Origin of the sequence: Chryseobacterium sp. Mn2064, assembly GCF_049319685.1 — a bacterium.
Lineage (GTDB): Bacteria > Bacteroidota > Bacteroidia > Flavobacteriales > Weeksellaceae > Chryseobacterium.
Map to the genome: position 1 here is coordinate 52,598 of NZ_JBMOUE010000007.1, position 19,922 is coordinate 72,519.

Here is a 19,922-nt window from a genome sequence, read left to right on the forward strand (position 1 = left end):
AATAGTTATGGAAAATATAGGTACACAAGGATTTTCATTTGACCTGCCAAAAGGAAATTCATCCATCATAAAAGTAATCGGTGTAGGAGGCGGTGGAAACAACGCTTTGAAACACATGTATGAAAAAGGAATTCACGGAGTAGATTTCGTGATCTGTAATACTGATGCTCAAACGCTTGATAATAATCCGGTCGCTAATAAAGTTCAGCTAGGAACTTCCATTACGGAAGGTCTGGGAGCTGGCGCGGACCCTGAAGTAGGAGAAAAATCGGCAATAGAAAGTATTGAAGATATCAAGGCTGCCATGGGCCAAAATACCAAAATGGTGTTCATCACTGCCGGAATGGGTGGTGGTACCGGTACAGGAGCAGCTCCCGTTATTGCCAAAGTTGCCAAAGATATGGGCATCCTTACCGTAGGAATTGTTACCGTTCCTTTCAGCTTTGAAGGAAAAAGAAGATTGGAACAAGCTGAAAACGGTCTTGATAAATTAAAAAATAATGTTGACTCCCTAATTGTCATCAACAACGATAAACTGAGACAGCAATTCGGAAACCTTGGATTCAAACAGGGATTCTCAAAAGCAGATGAAGTGTTAGCCAATGCCGCTAAAGGGATGGCAGAAGTGATTACAGGTTATTTTGACGTAAACATTGACTTTAGAGATGCTAAATCTGTACTTCAGAACTCTGGTACAGCGCTTATGTCTACAGGAACCGCGTCAGGGGAAAACAAAGCAGAAGAAGCTGTAAGAAAAGCCCTTGATTCTCCGCTATTGAATGACAACAAGATCACAGGAGCTAAAAACGTATTGCTATTGATTAGAAGTGGTGCTGAAGAAGTTACCATGGACGAAATCGGTATCATTATGGATCACATCCAGAAAGAAGCAGGAAACACTGCGGATATCATTTTCGGGGTGGGTGCTGATGAAGAACTGGGAGATGCAGTAAGCGTTCTGGTTATTGCAACTGGATTCTCTAATGATAACAAGAAATTTGCTGGTCCTACAGAAAAAATAAGAATCAGTCTTAACGATAGCTTTGAAGCTCCAAAATCGTCTCCTTTTAAAACAAGAGAAGAAAGAGAAACCGCTTCAGAAGCAACTTTTGATTCCAATAGAAGCAATCATTTCAGATTAGATGATGAAGACCATGATACTCCACAGTTCAAGGTAACTTCTATCGAAAAAAAAATGATTATTGAGGAAGAAGAGATCAGAACAGAAATAAAATTCTCTGATAAAGAAGAAAATACGCTGAACACTCCTGAACAGGGCTGGAGAAACGAAGAAGAAAACGAGCAGGATGCCTACAGTTTATTCTCTGCTGATGAAGATCATGATGATCCGAACGATCTGGAAATTCAATCGTTCTCTTTCGATTTTGAAAACAAAAAAGAAGAGCCTCAAACAGGAAATACGCTCAATAATTCTTTCTCTCAGGAAAAACCTGTTGAATTCAGTTTCTTTGTGAATGAACCTACCAGAAACGAGCCTAAAACAGATTTCGGACAGCCTAAGGCAGAGTTCAACGCTCCAACAAGCGCGGTAGCAGAACCAGCTCAGAAAGTAGAAACCTTCTTCCAGAAACAAGAAGAACCAAAAACAGAAACAAGACCTGCTTTTGAAACAAAAACAGAGATTCAGACTCCAAAAACTGAAGAATCAGAATTCACTTTCGTGAACAAAACGATGGATCAGGATAGAGTTATTGAAAGAAGAAACAAACTAAAAGAATTCAATTCCCGTTATCAAAGTTTTGACAGCACCAGTGAATTTGAATCGATTCCTGCTTTCAAAAGAAAAAATATCTCGATTGACGGAACCAATGCTTCTGAACAGAATATCAACACTTATCTGTCTGACAACAATGGTTCTATGCAAGTGAGAGAAAACAGATTTTTAAATAAAGACGTAGACTAATATAACAATGTAGAAATGTACCAATGTAACAATTACTATCATTTTATTCGTAAACTGTTACATTGATACATTGTTAAATTTAAAACCATGAGTTTAGAAAATACAATCAGTGAAGCTATAAAAACAGCCATGAGAGAGAAAGACAGAGTTGCTCTGGATTCTCTTCGTGCCGTAAAATCTCAAATACTTCTTCTGAAAACAGAAGCCAAAGGAGCAGAAGTTTCAGCAGAACAGGAAATTGCTATCCTTCAGAGAATGATCAAGCAACGTAAAGACTCTTTCGAGCAATTTGCTGCTCAGGGAAGACAGGACCTTGCTGAAGTAGAAGAAGCGCAAATGAAGGTAATTGAGAAATTTTTACCACAACAGCTTTCTGCAGAAGAACTGGAAGCTGAAATCAAAAACATTATTTCAGAAACCGGAGCTGAATCTGTTAAAGATTTAGGGAAGGTAATGGGAGCTGCATCAAAAGCATTAGCCGGGAAATCAGACGGAAAAAGTATCTCTGATATGGCTAAGAAGCTTTTGTCATAGTTGATCCAATTATTGATAGTATTTACTGTCAATAGATCACTATGTGCTTTCCACAATTACACTAGGATATTCAACCTTTGCATATCGATTTGATTAGAAACCCGGAACATAAAAGTTCCGGGTTTCGTTTTTTGGATATTAAAATTTATTACTCAGTTCGATTCTAAACTGAAGAAAAAGAATAAAACTATCTGCAAATTTCAGACAGCATTTAAGTGGTTGATTGCTTGAGGGAAAGCCTTAAATGTTTTTTTCATGGTCGTTTGTTTTTCAGAATCATTTCAAATTTAATAAAAATATTCCATTATTCCTAATCTTAATTCACATTTTTATGAATATTATTACAATATTAATATTTGATTAATTTTATATGACTAAACCTTTGATAGTTATTATATATTGATCAAAACTAAAGAATTGCTTAACTTTGTAGTGATAAAAAAACAAAAAATATGTATCCAACAGATTTAGTAATGCCAATGAAGGCGGAACTTACAGATAAAGGCTTTCAGGATTTAACAACTCCTGCTCAGGTAGAAGACGCTCTTAAGCAGTCTGGAACTACACTATTGGTTATCAACTCCGTATGCGGATGTGCTGCAGGAGCTGCAAGACCAGGAGTAGTGTATTCTTTAACAGGAGACAAAAAACCTGATCATTTAACAACTGTATTTGCAGGATTTGATACTGAAGCAGTAGTTGAAGCAAGAAAACACCTTGCTCCATTCCCTCCAAGCTCTCCATGTGTAGCGCTTTTCAAAGATGGTGAATTGGTTCACATGCTGGAGAGACACCACATCGAAGGGAACCCTGCAGGAGCTATTGCGGCTAACCTTCAGGCTGCTTACGACGAGTACTGTTAACAATTAACACATTCAATATTAAACCGTTACAAATCCTGTAACGGTTTTTTTATTTAATCTCAGAAAAAATTTTCTGAAAATTCAAATATCATTATATTTGTTGGAATGGCAACCAAAGCACTTTTTAATACCGTAGTCAACTGGTTCATCCGTCAAAGGATAGATCAGATACAGAATTTCATGGATCATCCCATTGAAACACAGAAGGGTATCTTATTTTCCCAGCTGTTTCATGCGGAAGACACGGAATATGGTAAACAATACGGGTTCAACTCTATCTCTAGTTATCAGGATTTTAAAAATAAAGTCCCTATTGTTACCTATGAAGAAATGGAGCCCTATATTGAGAAAGCAAGACAGGGACAAAAGGATGTAAGCTGGCCAGGCTACATTAAACATTTTGCGAAATCTTCCGGAACAACTAATGCCAAAAGCAAATTCATTCCGATTTCAGCAGAGAGCCTTGAATATTGCCACATGAAGGCCGGAAAAGATATGGTTTCCATCTATGCCAACAATCATCCCGAAAATCAGCTTTTCAACTATAAAAACCTACGTTTAGGAGGAAGTTCTGAACTGTATGCCGATTTTAACACGAAATTTGGCGATTTATCTGCTATTTTAATTGATAATCTCCCGTTTTGGGTAGAAATTACCACAACTCCAAGCAAGAAGGTTTCTTTGATGGGTGAATGGGAGAGCAAGCTTAAAGCAATAACCTCGGAAGTAAAAAATGAAGACGTTGGAAGTATTCTGGGTGTACCGAGCTGGATGATGGTTCTGATGCAAAGAGTTTTGAATGAAACTGAAGTAGGAAGTATTTCTGAGCTCTGGCCGAATTTAGAGGTGTTTTTTCACGGTGGAATCAGTTTTAAGCCCTACAGGGAGCAATTCAAGCAGATCATCGGAAAAAACATCAATTACTACGAAATTTACAATGCATCTGAAGGTTTCTTCGGAATCCAGGACAGACCTAACAGTGATGAAATGCTTCTGATGTTAGACTATGGAATCTTCTACGAGTTTATTCCTATGGATCAGTTTCATTTTTCGAATCCAAAGGTTGTAAGTCTGGAAGATGTGGAAATTGGAAAGAATTATGCAATGGTGATCACAACCAACGGCGGTTTATGGAGATACCTTATTGGAGACACGGTAGTATTTACCTCCATCAATCCTTTCAGAATTAAAATTACGGGAAGAACCAAGCACTATATCAATGCTTTTGGTGAAGAACTGATGATTACCAATGTAGAATCTGCCATTTCCAAGGCTTGCGAGGTTACAGGAGCCTCAATTACAGATTTCACAGGAGCGCCGGTTTTTATGAAAGAAAACGAAGGAGGTGCTCATGAATGGATTTTTGAGTTCAGCCAAAAACCAAATAATCTGGACAATTTTATTGACTGCTTTGATCAGCATTTAAAAGCCATCAACTCTGATTATGAAGCCAAAAGATATAATAATATAACGCTGAAAAGACCTATTATTCATATCGCCAAACATAATCTCTTCTACAACTGGCTGGAGTCTAAAGGAAAACTTGGTGGTCAGAATAAAGTCCCAAGATTAAGCAATGACAGAGAGTATATAGATCCTCTTCTTGAACTGAACAGATAATGAATAACCATTTAGAGATAAAAAAACCGCAACCCAGTTGGATTGCGGTTTTTATTTTATTTGCTTAAGTCTTCTTTTACTCTTTTGGCAGCCTCCTCTACTTTGGAAGCTCCTTTTTTAGCGGCTTCTTTGGCATCTTTACCCACTTTATTAGCCTCTTCTTTGATGTCCTTTCCTGCTTTGTTAAGATCTTGCTTAGTTTTATCAGCAGTAGCATCTATTTTTTCTTTTGCTTTCTGTGCGGCATCGTCTATCTTATTACCCGCTTCGTCTACTTTTACTTTGGCATCTTCTTTTGCTTTGTTAATCTTAGCGGTATCAACCATATCAGACGGAGTTTCTGTAACGGTAGTTGTGGTTGTGGTAACAGAACCATCAGCATTTTCTACCTGTTCTGTTTTAGTTGAAGATTTTGTGCATGCAACAGCGAACAAAGAGATCGCCATCGCGGCAAGGATTTGTTTTTTCATATTATATATTTTTAAAAAAGTTTGGTATTATTCGGTTTTGTTTTCGTGAGTGGTTGGCGTTTCTGCTGCTTTAGATTTCTTCTCAGCTTCTGCTTTTTTCTTCTCGTCATCAAGCTTGGCTTTATTTTCTTTTTCAAGCTCTGCTTTCAGCTTTGCCTCTTCTTCTGCCAGTTTTTTAGCCTGTTTTACAGAATCCAGATACTGAGGAGACGACATTCTTATCTTTCGGGCAATATCTACGGAAACAGCTCCGGTTGAAAAAGAATCAACAGCTGTAGTATCATAATGCATTTTAATATCCTGATCTTCAGCAAATCCGGGAGACTCCTTCTTGGAGCAGGCAGTAAACAGAAGCGTAAGAATAAAAATAACAGGCAGTACGTTTTTCATGCAACTAATTTAGCAGAAATTCTGCAATTACCGGATAGTGATCTGATAATTCTACGGTATGATCTACTTTATAACTTAATGGAATGATAGATTTGGAAGTAAAGATATAATCTATTCTTAAAGGTACTTTATAGTCGTGAAAACTACTTGCACTTCCCTTCCCAGCTACTACAAATGCATCCTGAAGATCTTTTCCAAGATTATAATATTCATAAGAGTTGGGAACAGAGTTAAAATCTCCTGCCAGAATAACAGGGTAAGGTGATAAATCTACTATTTTTCTAATTTTACTCACCTGATCCTCGTGTGCCTGAAATGTAGGCGTCATATGAGAAAGCAAGGTAGAAATATTTCCAAATCCTAACCCTTCCAGTTTTGTAAACATCGATTTGTGAAGTCTGAATGGTTCCAAATAAACATTTACAATTCTGATAATTTTACCATTGATATCAACGTCTGCATAGAATGAATTTCCACGGGCTTTTTCATCAATCAGCTTATCTTGTCTTACAATTTTATGCTTGGTTTTAAGGATAACCGACGGGTATTTTACAAGATCTCTCTTTATAGCACGGTTGGTATCTTTTTCCTGAACTAAAATAATGTCTGCATCCTGATCTTTAATATATTTTTTGACCTTATCCCAACCATATTCACCATACTTTACATTAAAGGTTAAAACTTTGATGTCACGAATCGTTTTTAAATTATCTGTTTTGGGAGAAAAATTAACCCATCTTCTGATTGGATTGAAAAAAATGAGCGTACCTAATGCAAAAGCAATCGCAATTTTTTGTTTTTTAAAGACCCACACTAACGTAAGAATAATATACGTCACCATCAGGTAGGGGAAACCAAGAGAAAGAAGATTAAGGCTACTCAAAAGATTAGGAGGAACCCATGCATTTCCCAGTGTGCATAAAAGCAGAACTGCAACAGCGATATGTGCAAATAATAATATCTGATTCAACTTCATGAAAAAGCGGTCTTGGTACGGATTTTTTTAAGCAAAAACCTTACCAACGAGCGAAATTTTAACTATTTTTATAATTATTTATCAGATAATGAAAACTTTACAGTCACCGGAAAATGATCTGAAAGATTTACAGAGCGGTCTACTTCATAAGAAAGTGCCTGTATATTTTTTGAAGAAAAAACATAATCAATCCTAATAGGAAACTTATAATCATGAAAGCTGGTTGCACTTCCTTTTCCAGCCACAAGAAAAGCATCTTCCAAACCTTGAGATAAGTGATAATATTCATAAGAGTTGGGAACAGAATTAAAATCCCCACCCAAAATAACGGGATAGGGTGAATTTTCGATGGATTGCTGCAAAAGCTCTACCTGCCCTTGATGCTCTTTGAAAGTAGGGATAAGCATTTTCACAATATCTTTTAGCTTTTCTTCATCATTTTCTGAATTTCCGTTAAGCTGTACCATATCTTTTTCAAAATGAAAAGACTGAAGATGGACATCGATGAAACGATATATTTTTCCTTTAATCTCTATATCTGCCTGTAGTCCGGAAATTTTCACATTTCCATCTTGCCCTCCTAATACTTTATGGCTGATAATTTTATGCTTAGTCAGCACCGCAAAAAGATCATTGGAATTAACCATATGATACCCTTCAAGCTTATATATCACCGCTCCATCTTCCTGTAAAAGAATGACATCTGCATTTTGAGGCTTAAGATAGTCTTCAATTTTTTTTTTGCCCCATCCTCCTGCCCTTGTATTAAAGGAAATAACTTTTAGGTCAGGAATTCCTTTTTTATCAGGAGAATAATTAACCCATCGTTTTACAGGGTTTATAAAAGCCAATCCTACAAACATGAACACAAAAGCTCTTTTTTTCCAGCTGAATACCCAAAATACAGTCAGGATGATATACACTATCATCAATACCGGAAAGCCTAAAGAAAGGAGATTAAACCACGGAAAAATTTTGGGTGGTACATAAGCGTTTAATAAAGTTCCCAATAACAGAAACATTATTCCCAAATGGATAATCAGCAGTATAAGTCGAAAAATCTTCACAAAAACAGATTAATTGAATCTGTACAGGTGCTTTCTCCAGTTTCTTGCCAGAAGCCAGCCTACCAACGCTCCACCAACGTGAGCCAAATGAGCAATTCCTCCTCCATTACCGGAAACTCCAAGATAAACAGAAATTAACACAATAATAGGAAGAAGGTATTTTACTTTCATTGGTACAGGGATAAACATAATTCCAATCTTAGCATCAGGATATAAGGTGGCAAATGCTGCTACCACCCCGAAAATAGCTCCGGAAGCCCCCACCATTGGAGTGGTTAATAAATTATAATATTGAACCGATAATTCTTGCCCTTCAACAGTTGTAGCATTAAATTTCGGAATTCCACCAAAATAATGAGCTGCTTTTGCATAAATATCAGACGCATTGATATCCAATGTTTGTAGTTCAGAAATAATTTGTTGAGCTTCTACAAAATTCCATGCATTAAAAAGGAAAAATGCTCCTAAACCACTTGCGAAATAAAGGATCAGATATTTTTTATCTCCCAGTGTCTGTTCTAAAATAGGACCAAAACTGAATAATGTCATCATATTAAATAGGATGTGCATCAGACCTCCATGCATAAACATATGGGTAATGATCTGCCATGATTTAAAGAGAGGAGAAAAAGGATAAAAAGCCGCAAAATAGCCGACCATCTGATCTCCTAGTAAATAGGTAGCGATGAATACGATCACATTAATGATAATGATATTCCTTGTAATCGGTGGTATATTGTTAAACATATTTTTTAAAATTTGTTTTTAAAATCATTAAACGGAACTTCAAAGAAACACCTTTTACCATCCGGCAAAAACTCCGGGAAGCCTAGTGCTGTAAAGTCTTTGATGACCTGTTCCGCATCTTTTTTATAAATAAAATCGAATCTTGATTTCGACTGCATTTTGTTCCATTGGTTGAGATAATACTGCATAAATTCTTCTTCCGTTTTATACTCCAGGATCTCAAAAAGGTTTTCCAGGAATTTCATAGCCTGAGTTTCTTTCAGACCTTCAGGAAGAGAATCTATCCTCAGTACACTTTCATGAGCAATTTTCATGTCAAACCCTAATTCAGGAAGATATTTTTTGATCGAATTGTACTTGTTTTTCTCAATTTCGTTCATATGATACTCCAGAGAGAAAAGAAGCGCATGGCTGTTGGTGCTTGATTTTCTGGTAGATTTGTTCGTTTCCGATACCAAAAGTCGGTGCATTCTTCCCAAATCCAGCATCAGCGTAACATCTTCTTTATTGAGAAGCCAGTAACCATTAGGAAGTCTCATCAAATCTTCATCAAAATCTTCATCTTCAAACAGGTTGATCTTTGAAGGTTCTGCGGTAATATTCTGATGGTACATTTCTGTAAGGTTCTGAATTTCTTCCGGATGCACTACATTTCTCTCTTCCAGAAACGGATTATAATCTTTATCAACAATAATTTCCGGCATTTTGATAACGCCGCCACCTATTCCGCCTCCATTTCCTTTACTTGGCATTGGTTTATTCATCATTTCATCCAGTTCCGGATCTCTGTCGAAATCAAGGCTTGGAGAAACATTATAAATCCCTAAAGATCTTTTAATGGTTGAACGAAGCAAGGCAAAAATAAGATGCTCATCTTCAAATTTCACCTCTGTTTTCTGTGGATGAATATTCACATCGATCTTCTCCGGATCAAGCTCCAGGAAAAGGAAAAACGAAGGCACATATCCTGGTTGAAGAAGTCCTTCAAAAGCTTCCTGTACCGCTTTATTGAAGTATGGACTTCTGAAATATCTTCCATTCACAAAAAGGAACTGTTCTCCTCTTGCTTTCTTTGCTCCTTCGGGCTTCGCAACAAAACCATGAAGTTTACACCAGATAATATCTTCTTTAATAGGAATCAGAAGCGGCTGAAGTTTTCTTCCGAAAACATCTACAATACGCTGCATCTGACTTCCTTTTCTCAGTCTGAAAACAGCATCATCATCATGAAACAGGGAAAACTCCAGATTCTCATGAGCGAGTGCTACCCGTTGAAATTCATCAATAACATGTCTGAATTCGATATTATTATTTTTCAGGAACTTTCTTCTTGCCGGAACGTTATAAAATAGATTTTTAACTAGAAAATTAGATCCTTCTGCTGTTTGAATAGGATCCTGAAACTGGAAAACTCCACCTTCTATATAAATATTGGTTCCGATGGCGGTGTCTTTCTGCTTTGTTCTCAGTTCAACTTGAGAAACAGCAGCAATAGAAGCTAATGCCTCACCTCGAAATCCTTTTGTAGCGATCTTAAAGATATCTTCCGTTCCTTTGATCTTGGAAGTGGCGTGTCTTTCAAATGCCATTCTTGCATCTGTTTCGGACATCCCTTTTCCGTCATCTACTACCTGAATGAGATTTTTTCCGGCATCTCTGATGATCAATTCAATTTTTGTTGCATCTGCATCTATAGCGTTTTCCAAAAGTTCTTTCACGATGGATGCAGGTCTCTGCACCACCTCTCCCGCTGCAATTTGGTTCGCTACATGATCCGGTAAAAGCTGAATAATATCTGACATAAAAACGTAAATCAACTTACAAAAATAGTCAATGAAAACGGGAATTAAAATAATAAAACCCGGATTTAATATTTAATTATCAACATTTTTACCGTATTTATCCCCATCCGGTTTTTTAATGTTTGTAAAGAAGGGCTTTAGCGGACATCTTCCCAACCGTTTATTTTTATGATCCTGAAAAATAGATTGAAATGATTGCGCCTAGACCAGCTTTAGCTCTCTTTGAAAAAAACACCCTTATTACATCATAAAATAAGGGTGCTCACAGCTAGTTTATACAAAAAATTAATAGTGATGTTTACTCTTATTGAATCACTCTTCAAAAACAAGTTTTCTTTTCTTTTCTCTTTTAGGGATTCCGTGGATCTTTTCATACAGATACGCAAACAGGTTTGGTTTTTTATAAATCCTGTTATATCTGTATTTAGTATTAAAGTGTCGTACATGAATTTTATAGGCATCATATCCGATCACGATTAAAAGACATATGCTGATAACATAAAAAACTCTGAATTCCAAATAGTAATATGTCAATCCTGAAAATACCGCTCCTAAAACGTAGGCTACCATGATACTTGACAGTAGTTTTGCTCTACCAATCAGTTCTCCATTTCTTCTGTATTTTTTCTGGGTAAACATGGACGCCAGAATTCCTAAATCGGTTGTTGTTCCTGTAAGGTGGGTTGTTTTTACCGAGAAATTGGAGATACTCGCCGTTAATCCGTTCTGCAGTCCGGTTGCAAAAAGCATAAGGGCTACTAAATATTCTGTTTCTTCCAGTGTTTTCTGATAATACAACTGTCCATATACTCCTACGAAAAGCAAACACATGATCTCCAAAACAATAGGCATTGCATGAGCAAAATATTTACTTTTTTTATTAAAATTGATGACAATAAAGTTGGATAGGAAACTTCCGAAAAAGAACAGGAAAATCCATGCTCCTACCACTCCAACCTGCGTCCAGTTTCCTTTACTGATCTCGGCTGCCAAAATAGCATAATGCCCTGTTACGTTGGACGTAAACGAGAGAAATATCAATAGGGATGCAATATTTATAGTACCTGCTGTAAATGCAGTCAGCGTCCCCAATCTGATATTGTCCCCCAATGTTCTGCTGTTACTATAATTCCTTAACATTTTTTATCTTTTTAAAATGATTATATTTTTAGACCTCTACAAAGATCTCTGCCAATCTTCCTCTTTCCGGAAGCTTTTCTCTTACTTCAATACTGATTTCCTGAGAATGAAGTTCTTTGCATTTTTTGATGTAAGGAATAAGATCGAATTTTCCTTTTCCTTTACTTTTGATAGATGACGAATAGTAGGCTTCTTCAATATTTTCTGCTTTTACATACTGATTGAATGTTCTCTGGAAGCTTCCTGTAAAAACATCACAGGTAATTTTACTGATCAGATGAGTGTATTTATTCTTAATGATTCCGTAAGCGTCGCAGAACTCAGCAGGTCTGATTTTATTAAAAACCGAGGTCTTGGTATTGAATAAAAGATCTCTGATAGAATCTCCCGAATCATAACCTGAGGTTAGTAGAATATTATATTGGTTTTTATCTTCCGATGCGTCTTTCTCTTTAAGTACTTTTTTCAATATATTCAATGACTCAAGAGAGTAATCTGTTGCAATTAAAATTGTTTTAGTCATGTTCTTTATGATTTTGTATTGTGTTTATCTTTTTTAATGATACAAAGCTAGAATGACCAAATTAGAGAGTCTTTGGAACGGAATTAAAATGTGATTAAAGAGATTAAAATGAGATTAGAAAATTGTTAAGAGGAATTAATATGGCGAAAATGAAAACGGCAAAAAAGTAGAAACTGCTTGCTTCAAATACTCAATAAGAATTTGATTATCAAGAAAAAAAGAAAGAAACATTCGTATTCAATAAAGAATGGCAATGAGATGTTTCTCTTTACAATGTTGAACTTAGCCTTTCTGGATTTTTAGCCTTTGGATTCTTCTGCTTTCTGCATACTATAGAAATTCGGGAAACGCATTTGTACAGTTGTCCCTTGATTTTCATGTGAGCTTACGATCAGTTCACCGTGATGCATTCTGACAATATTTCTTGCCAGTGGAAGCCCAATCCCATATCCTTCATAGTTATTGGTATTGGAGGCCCTAAAAAACGGGTCGTATATTTTGTTCATTTCCACCTCCGGAATTCCTATACCATCATCTTTTACAATAATATATACATCGGTATCTGTAGCACCCAAGGAAACTTTTACCTGTTGGAAATTAGAATATTTACAACCGTTACTGATGATATTGGCCACGGCAAGATGCAGCAGCTGCTCGTTCCCCTGTACTTTTAGTTTTTTTGGATTGTCGGGAAGCATACTGATATCAAGATAGATATTGTTCCTGGAATCTATTCTTCTAAGCGTTTCGATAACGTCCCAAAGAAGCTGATCAATTCTCACCTTATCCATTTTCTGAATCTTTCCGTCAAAACCGGTTTGTGCAATCATTAATAACGCTTTGATCTTTTTATCCAACTTTTCGGCTTCATCCAGAATGATTTCCAGCGTTTCTTTATATTCATCTGCGGTTCTGCTGATGGATAAGGCAACATCTGCTTCTCCCATAATAGAAGTAAGAGGTGTTCTCAGCTCATGAGAAACGTTTCCAATCAGATGATTTTGAGTTTCAAAAGAGGTCTCGATACGGTTCAGCATCCCATTGAAGGTATCTACCAGCTCATTCAGTTCTTTATTATCAGGCTGTGCCTCCAATCTTAAGTGAAGATTCTCTGAACTGATTTCTTTCACTTTACCTGTGATTTTCAGAATAGGCCTGAATAATGTTTTAGACAGATAAAAAGAAAAGATCATACTGAAAAATAAAGAAAGTACGATACAGGTAAGCAGTGTTCTTTTTAAGAATCCAAGATAGTAAACTACATAATGATTTTTGGCAGAAGCAATGGCGATATAATCTTTATCCTCATAACGGAAACTCTGCCCAATGTAGTAGAATTCTTTATCATTGTAATTTGATTCTCCTTCTTTCATGATATTCTTGAAGAAGTAATCCGGAATATGAACTTCCTGGGAGATTTTTTTGAAATTGGAATCTGAAGGAACTGCAAAAACATAATCTTTTTCCATGGGAAGCTCCTCATCATTCATGCTATTGAGGATATAATTCTCCGGGATATCGAGGTGATCTTTGCTTTTTTCGATCTGAACAATGGTTGCCGTCCTGATCTTCAGCAGTTCATAAAACCTTTGATGTGAAAAATTAACAATAGAGAAATACACCAAACCACTGAACAGAAGAATAATGGCGGTAAAAACCAACATTAAAAGCACCATCGTTTTGGTCTGATTTGTAATAACTCTATTAAACATTTACTAATTCTTTTTTAATACGTAACCCATTCCTATCACCGTATGAATCAATTTATTATCATCGTGACTGTCCAGTTTTTTCCTTAGGTAGTTTACATATACATCTACCACATTGGTTCCCAATTCATAATTCACTCCCCACACCGCATCCAGAATTTCCGCTCTTGAAATTACCTTTTCAGGATTATTAAGGAAATACAAAAGAAGTTTATATTCTGTGGAAGTAAGAGAAATATCTTCTCCGGCACGGATAACTTTTTTGGTATAATCATTCACCATCAGATCAGAAAACTGAAATACATGTTCATTATCCGGCTCAGGTTCAGCAACTTCCTGTGGTCCGTTATTGTTGCTTCTTCTTAGTAAAGACTTTACCCGTGCTACCAGTTCAATGAATTTAAAAGGTTTCACCAGATAGTCATCTCCACCACTTTCTAGCCCGAGAACGATATTTTCAGAAGTTCCTAAAGCAGTCAGAAATAAAATCGGAACGCTCTGATTGGTTTTTCTTATTTCTTTACATACATCCAGCCCGTTCATTTCCGGAAGCATGATGTCTAAAATTACCAGATCAAAATCGTTAGCCTGCACCAGCTGTACTCCTGTACGGCCGTCAAAAGCCACAGAAATTTCATATCCATTTTCCTGAAGCCCCTTTTTAATAAAGGAAACTACACTGGTTTCGTCTTCGATAAGAATAATTTTTTTCATAGATGAAATAAGGAGTTTTACAAAAATAGGGAAATTTTCTTGGGGAGAAAAGGCGAAAAGATCTGAGAAAGCCAAAGGCAAATAATAATTTTCAATGAATTGATTCCTTCCCATATCCAAACTCTATAGAATAATATTACCTTTGTTTTGAATATAATGATGAAAAAATAATCAGGTTAAATTGCACACAGTATGAATGACTTTTTAATAGGTATCGGCAAGAGATTAAAGGATATTAGAAAAAAGAATAATTTAACCATTAATGATCTGGCTTTCAAAGCGAATGTAAGCAACGGCCTTGTTTCCAGGATTGAAAACGGAAGAACTATTCCCTCGCTTCCTGTTCTGTTAGATCTGATCCAGTCGCTTGAGATTGATGCCAGCTATTTCTTTGAAGGGGTTGAGAAAAAATCCAACGCCAAATTCATCTACGTTCCGAAAGAAAGTCAGCAAGTTATTGAAAAGGAGGTAGAAGCTGAAGGATTCAAGTATATGCATATCTTCAGCAAAAGTCTTCATTCTTTGGGTTTTGAAGCTGTATTATTGACTCTCGAACCAAATTCTAAAAGAGAAAAGGTCATTACGGATGCCTGGGAATTTAAATATATTCTGAAAGGAGAAGTAAAATATGTAATTGATAACGAAGAAATCATCTTAAAAGAGGGTGATTCTTTATATTTCAACGGGAAGTTTCCACACGTTCCGGTAAGCATTAGTGATGAGAGCTGTGTGATGCTTGTTCTTTATTTTTATACAGCCTAAATACTTTTTTTAACGCAAAGCTTTACTATTTAAGCTTAATATTTTTAAGGGAGCAAAGAATGGAATCAATTTCATTGATCCTTTCTAAGCCTATGCATAATAATCACGCTTCATCAGCGACAGCGTCGCCACCTTTGCATCCTTATAATTTGCAGTATAGTAAGTAAACTTTGCGTTTAAATAATAGTCACTTTATACATTACTATTCAATTTTGGATTTCCCGAAACATACAAAAGTTTACAAATATGCAACTTTTGATTTTCTCTTTTCTTCTAAGATGAACGAAATATGAACTAAAACAAGCCTCTTTTTAGTAGGTTTCTATTCCTGATATTTTGGGAAAACATTTAGTAAAAACGTTGAAACAGGTACTTCAAATCCCATTTTATCAAATTTTCAAAGAACAGGTTTTATTCTTTTTAAAGTAAAAAAGACGTAACAATCCGGGGTTATTTGTTAAACAATACTTAATACAAAATATTTATATATATTAAAATTATTAGCGTGATTTGCATAAAAAATTTAATATATGTAAAAATGAAAACAAAATTAGAGAAATTACTTACCCTTGTTTTTGTCTGTTTCATTGTCTTTGTTTCAGCGCAAAAACAGTTAATTATAGGAACTGTTCTTGACGACAGCCAGCCTCTCCCCGGGGCAACAGTCAAAATAAAAGGCTTATCTAAAAATACAACGACTGATATTGAAGGAAAATTTACTATCAACGATATTAAAGAAGGTCAATACATATTACAAATCAGCTATATAGGATATGAATCATCAGACATTACTATTGATCTGAAACCGGAACAAACGGTTGATCTGGGAATTATCAAACTTTCCCAGCCCCGAAAAAACATTGATGAAGTAGTGGTTACGGGAACACTGAAAAATACGGAAGCAAGAGCTTTAAACCTTCAGAAAAATGCGATCAATATTACCAATGTAATTGCCTCAGATGGGATTGGGAAATTACCGGACAGAAATGCAGCAGAGACCGTACAGCGTGTACAGGGAGTTTCTATTGAAAGAGATCAGGGAGAAGGAAGATTTGTTTCCCTGAGAGGACTTCCGCCATTTTGGGCATCCACAACCATCAACGGAAACAGGCTTCCCACTGCAGAGGAAGAAACCACTTCCAGAGCTACAGCATTCGACTTCTTTCCTACGGAACTGATCTCCTATGTACATGTAAACAAGTCTTTTACTCCAGATATGGAAGCAGACGGAATAGGTGGCGGTGTCAATTTTATCACCAAAACTCCGCCGATGAAAACAGAATTTAAAGCAACCATAGGAAGCGGTTATAATGCAAAGTCTGATAAGGGAGTTTACAACCTTGGATTTTTATATGGAGGAAGAACGAAGGATAAAAAATTCGGGTATTTATTCAATTTTGCGCATTTCATCAGAAACTGGTCTACGGATAATTTTGAGGCAAGGAGAAGTGGTGATGAAGGAGTTTTCAGACTGGAGCTTCGTGATTATAACGGGGTAAGAAAAACAACGGGAATCAATACCGCTTTTGAATATGTACTGTCTCCAAAGACTACTTTCTATTTAAAAGGAATGTATGGTACCTTATCGGATGACGAGACCCATTATAAACACAGAATACGGTTTGATAAATTCAGCAGTACTAATAATACCGCAAGAGTAGAGCTTCAGAATATCCACAATTTACTGATTACGGAACTTACTTCTGTTTCTTTGGGAGCTGTTCATCAATTAAACAAAGGAAAAATCGACTGGGATTTATCCTATTATGACAACAAATTCAAGTATGGAAATATCCCTGATAAACAGAACAATTCTTATTATGTCATCAAGTACACTCAATCCGGTGTAGGCATTAATCCTGATTATATTTCAAATCACGGAAATGGTCCCAGAGCCTACTGGAAAGCTGATGGCGGGAAATTAGATTATAAAAATCCGGATGCTTTATTCGGTTTCTACAGCGATCCGAATTTTAAAATGGATGCTTCCCAGATGAGATTTACAGATCTTGAATTCTATAAAGTATTTGTAGAGGAAAAGGATAAAATCGTTGCAGCTTTCAACCACGAAATTAATGCTTCTGATAACCTGACTTTAAAATATGGTTTTAAATACAGAGACAAAGAGCGTAATGCAAGATTTTCAGACATCTTCTACAACTGGAGCAGCGGAACAGCGCCTCTCCTTTCTGATTTTTCTCAATACATTACGACACAGCCCAATGGACCGAAATATTTAAGTGAAATGAATGCCCACATTGGCAATACTTTTGGCCCTGTACTTTCTACCAAGGGAATGAACCAGTTTTGGTATGACAACCAGGGAAATTTAAAAATCAATACTGCTGATTCTGAAGCCCTTGAATATAATAAAGCATTAGGAAGAAACTTTGATGTATTTGAAAAACATGCAGATGCTTATGGAATGGCAACGTATAAACTGAATGATAAGATGATCATTTTAGGAGGAATCAGACTATCAAATACCAATACAAAAGTAAAAGGTTACAGCGTAAATGATGAGGTATTGACTCCTGTAGAAAATACCAAAAACTATCTGGCTGTTCTTCCGATGATTCACTTAAAATATACCCTGAATGATAAAACCAATCTTCGTTTTGCTGCAACAAGAACATTCTCAAGACCGAATTTTGGTGATCTGACTCCAGGTGGAACTTATATTGAAGCAGACAATGAATTCAAAGGTGGAAACCCGAATCTTAATCCTACCTATTCTTTGAATTTTGACCTGATGGGAGAATATTACTTTTCCAACGTTGGGATTCTGAGTGGCGGAGTTTTCTATAAATCTATTACAGATCCTATTTTCCAGGATTCTTTTATCGGAAATTATAACGGAATTACAGGCGTGCAGTTTACAGCTCCTAACAACGGAAAAGCAGCATGGTTAGGAGGGATTGAATTGGGAATTAATAAAAGATTTGATTTCCTTCCGGGAATTTTACAGTACTTCGGAGTACAGTTGAATGCCACCTTCATGACTTCCGAAATGGAAAAGCCAAGCGGAAGAACGGTAGCCCTTCCCTATCAGGCAAAAGAATTATACAACGCACAGCTTTTCTTTGAGAAAAAAGGGTTCAACGCAAGGCTTGCTTACAACTACAAAGGAAAATATGCTGTAGAATATGCTGAAGAGGACATCAATGATTCTTATTACGGTAAATACAGCAATCTGGACTTCGGAGGTTCTTATCAATTTACCAAATATCTGACTTTGTATGCGGATGTAAACAATATTCTGAACAAACCTCTGATCTATCACTTCGGCAAAAGCGAAGACCGTCCGGAGCAGGTGGAATATTATGGGGTACGATTCAATCTTGGAATAAAACTGAACTTCTAACCCATTACCATGGCCAGAACCATCAATAAAAAAACACTGGTAACACTGAAGGCCGCTTTTGCTGCTTTCGGTGTTTACTTCTGCATGTACGGTTTCAGAAAACCTTTTACCGTAGCTTCTTTCGAAGGACTCTCTTATTTCGGAGTTGATTATAAGATTCTGATTATCATTGCACAGGCTGTAGGCTATTTTATATCAAAATTCATTGGGATCAAATTTATTTCGGAGTTGAAACCTCAGAAAAGAATTACTTATCTTTTTACTTTCATTGCTATTGCTGAACTTGCCTTATTAGGATTTGCAGCCGTTCCTGCTCCTTACAATATTATATTTATGTTCATCAATGGGATTCCGCTGGGAATGATCTGGGGAATTGTTTTCTCTTATATCGAAGGACGCAAAACCACAGAAATCATCGGCTTATTTTTATGTTCAAGCTTTGTGGTTTCTTCAGGGTTTACAAAATCTGTAGGGAAATTTTTAATGGATAATTTCTCCGTTTCCGAATTCTGGATGCCCTTTTCAGCCGGACTTATTTTCATTATTCCATTGATTCTCTTCGGTCTGTTACTTGAAAGAATTCCCAAGCCTTCGGAAGAAGATATTTTGCTTAAAAACAAAAGGCAGCCGTTGAATGGTTCAGAACGAAAAGCATTGATCCAACAGTTTTTTGTACCCATTGTTTGTATTATTTTTTTATACATCAGCTTAACGGTTTTAAGGGATTTCAGAGATAATTTCAACCGTGAGATCTGGGACGGACTGCATTTTACTTTTGACAGCTCTATTTTCACCTTAACAGAAATTCCTATTGCAGTAATGGTTTTGGTAATTTTAAGCTTTATGGTAAAAGTCAAAAACAATAAAAAGGCATTTTCCTATTATCATTACATTCTTCTTGCGGGAATTCTTACAGTAGGGCTTTCTACTTATCTGTTCCAGCAGGGTTCCCTGTCTCCTTTTTTATGGATGACCATTTCAGGCTTTGGAATGTACATCTGTTATATTCCTTTCAACGGAATTTATTTTGACCGAATGATTGCTGCATTTGAAATCAAAGGAAATGTAGGTTTCCTGATCTATATTGTGGATTCCTTTGGTTATCTCGGAAGTGTTCTGATTCTTTTGTATAAAAACTTTGGTTCAGCTCAGACTTCCTGGTTAAATTTCTATATCAAATTAAATTATATCATCACCATAACGGTTTTGGTTCTTTCAGTGATTGCTTTTCTGGCTTTCAGAAAGAAGTCAAAGCCGAAATCAAACTCAAACTCTAATCAATTCATCAATTTCGATACGTCGAAAATTTTATAAACT

Annotated in this window: 17 protein-coding genes; 7 read left to right on the plus strand and 10 right to left on the minus strand. The window is 36.3% G+C overall.

Features of this window, described 5'->3' with window-relative positions:
- Window positions 1-7 precede the first annotated feature (7 nt).
- The 4 genes from ftsZ to ACL9RH_RS21055 all read left to right on the plus strand — a co-directional run bounded on the left by ftsZ (window position 8) and on the right by ACL9RH_RS21055 (window position 4,941).
- The gene (gene ftsZ, locus ACL9RH_RS21040) at window positions 8-1,924 is read left to right on the plus strand and encodes a cell division protein FtsZ (RefSeq protein ID WP_422695299.1); all 1,917 of its coding nucleotides are present in this window, start codon (window positions 8-10) and stop codon (window positions 1,922-1,924) included.
- 87 nt (window positions 1,925-2,011) lie between these two features.
- Window positions 2,012-2,458, plus strand: coding sequence for a GatB/YqeY domain-containing protein (locus tag ACL9RH_RS21045; protein WP_422695300.1), 447 nt, complete (start codon window positions 2,012-2,014; stop codon window positions 2,456-2,458).
- Window positions 2,459-2,910: 452 nt separating this feature from the next.
- Window positions 2,911-3,321: a BrxA/BrxB family bacilliredoxin gene (locus ACL9RH_RS21050; RefSeq protein WP_027372869.1), complete on the plus strand. Its 411-nt coding sequence runs from the start codon at window positions 2,911-2,913 to the stop codon at window positions 3,319-3,321.
- A 105-nt stretch (window positions 3,322-3,426) separates the two neighbouring features.
- A complete protein-coding gene (locus ACL9RH_RS21055) occupies window positions 3,427-4,941 on the plus strand; it encodes a GH3 auxin-responsive promoter family protein (RefSeq protein ID WP_422695301.1) in 1,515 nt (504 codons plus the stop codon).
- Window positions 4,942-4,997: 56 nt separating this feature from the next.
- Here ACL9RH_RS21055 and ACL9RH_RS21060 read toward each other — a convergent pair whose 3' ends face one another.
- From ACL9RH_RS21060 to ACL9RH_RS21105, 10 genes are all read right to left on the minus strand, one after another.
- On the minus strand, window positions 4,998-5,411 hold the full coding sequence (locus ACL9RH_RS21060) for a hypothetical protein (protein WP_422695302.1): 414 nt from the start codon (window positions 5,409-5,411) through the stop codon (window positions 4,998-5,000).
- Window positions 5,412-5,438: 27 nt separating this feature from the next.
- Window positions 5,439-5,801: a hypothetical protein gene (locus ACL9RH_RS21065; protein ID WP_422695303.1), complete on the minus strand. Its 363-nt coding sequence runs from the start codon at window positions 5,799-5,801 to the stop codon at window positions 5,439-5,441.
- A 4-nt stretch (window positions 5,802-5,805) separates the two neighbouring features.
- The gene (locus tag ACL9RH_RS21070; protein WP_422695304.1) at window positions 5,806-6,777 is read right to left on the minus strand and encodes an endonuclease/exonuclease/phosphatase family protein; all 972 of its coding nucleotides are present in this window, start codon (window positions 6,775-6,777) and stop codon (window positions 5,806-5,808) included.
- 74 nt (window positions 6,778-6,851) lie between these two features.
- The gene (locus tag ACL9RH_RS21075) at window positions 6,852-7,844 is read right to left on the minus strand and encodes an endonuclease/exonuclease/phosphatase family protein (protein ID WP_422695305.1); all 993 of its coding nucleotides are present in this window, start codon (window positions 7,842-7,844) and stop codon (window positions 6,852-6,854) included.
- 9 nt (window positions 7,845-7,853) lie between these two features.
- Window positions 7,854-8,591: a rhomboid family intramembrane serine protease gene (locus tag ACL9RH_RS21080; protein ID WP_422695306.1), complete on the minus strand. Its 738-nt coding sequence runs from the start codon at window positions 8,589-8,591 to the stop codon at window positions 7,854-7,856.
- Window positions 8,592-8,596: 5 nt separating this feature from the next.
- A complete protein-coding gene (gene mutL / locus ACL9RH_RS21085) occupies window positions 8,597-10,393 on the minus strand; it encodes a DNA mismatch repair endonuclease MutL (protein WP_422695307.1) in 1,797 nt (598 codons plus the stop codon).
- Window positions 10,394-10,705: 312 nt separating this feature from the next.
- Window positions 10,706-11,533: a YoaK family protein gene (locus ACL9RH_RS21090; protein ID WP_422695308.1), complete on the minus strand. Its 828-nt coding sequence runs from the start codon at window positions 11,531-11,533 to the stop codon at window positions 10,706-10,708.
- A 28-nt stretch (window positions 11,534-11,561) separates the two neighbouring features.
- Entirely contained in the window at window positions 11,562-12,056 is a 495-nt protein-coding gene (locus tag ACL9RH_RS21095; protein WP_422695309.1) for a hypothetical protein, read from the minus strand.
- Between the two features lie 299 nt (window positions 12,057-12,355).
- The gene (locus tag ACL9RH_RS21100; protein WP_422695310.1) at window positions 12,356-13,768 is read right to left on the minus strand and encodes an ATP-binding protein; all 1,413 of its coding nucleotides are present in this window, start codon (window positions 13,766-13,768) and stop codon (window positions 12,356-12,358) included.
- Between the two features lie 3 nt (window positions 13,769-13,771).
- Window positions 13,772-14,479 (minus strand): response regulator transcription factor, encoded by a 708-nt coding sequence (locus ACL9RH_RS21105; protein WP_422695311.1) that lies wholly within the window; start codon window positions 14,477-14,479, stop codon window positions 13,772-13,774.
- A gap of 192 nt (window positions 14,480-14,671) precedes the next feature.
- Here ACL9RH_RS21105 and ACL9RH_RS21110 point away from each other — a divergent pair, with 192 nt between their 5' ends.
- From ACL9RH_RS21110 to ACL9RH_RS21120, 3 genes are all read left to right on the plus strand, one after another.
- Window positions 14,672-15,241, plus strand: a complete 570-nt coding sequence (locus tag ACL9RH_RS21110; protein WP_047380002.1) for a helix-turn-helix domain-containing protein — start codon at window positions 14,672-14,674, stop codon at window positions 15,239-15,241.
- A gap of 538 nt (window positions 15,242-15,779) precedes the next feature.
- The gene (locus ACL9RH_RS21115) at window positions 15,780-18,605 is read left to right on the plus strand and encodes a TonB-dependent receptor (protein WP_422695312.1); all 2,826 of its coding nucleotides are present in this window, start codon (window positions 15,780-15,782) and stop codon (window positions 18,603-18,605) included.
- Window positions 18,606-18,614: 9 nt separating this feature from the next.
- A complete protein-coding gene (locus tag ACL9RH_RS21120) occupies window positions 18,615-19,919 on the plus strand; it encodes a DUF5690 family protein (protein WP_422695313.1) in 1,305 nt (434 codons plus the stop codon).
- The last annotated feature ends 3 nt before the right edge of the window (window positions 19,920-19,922 follow it).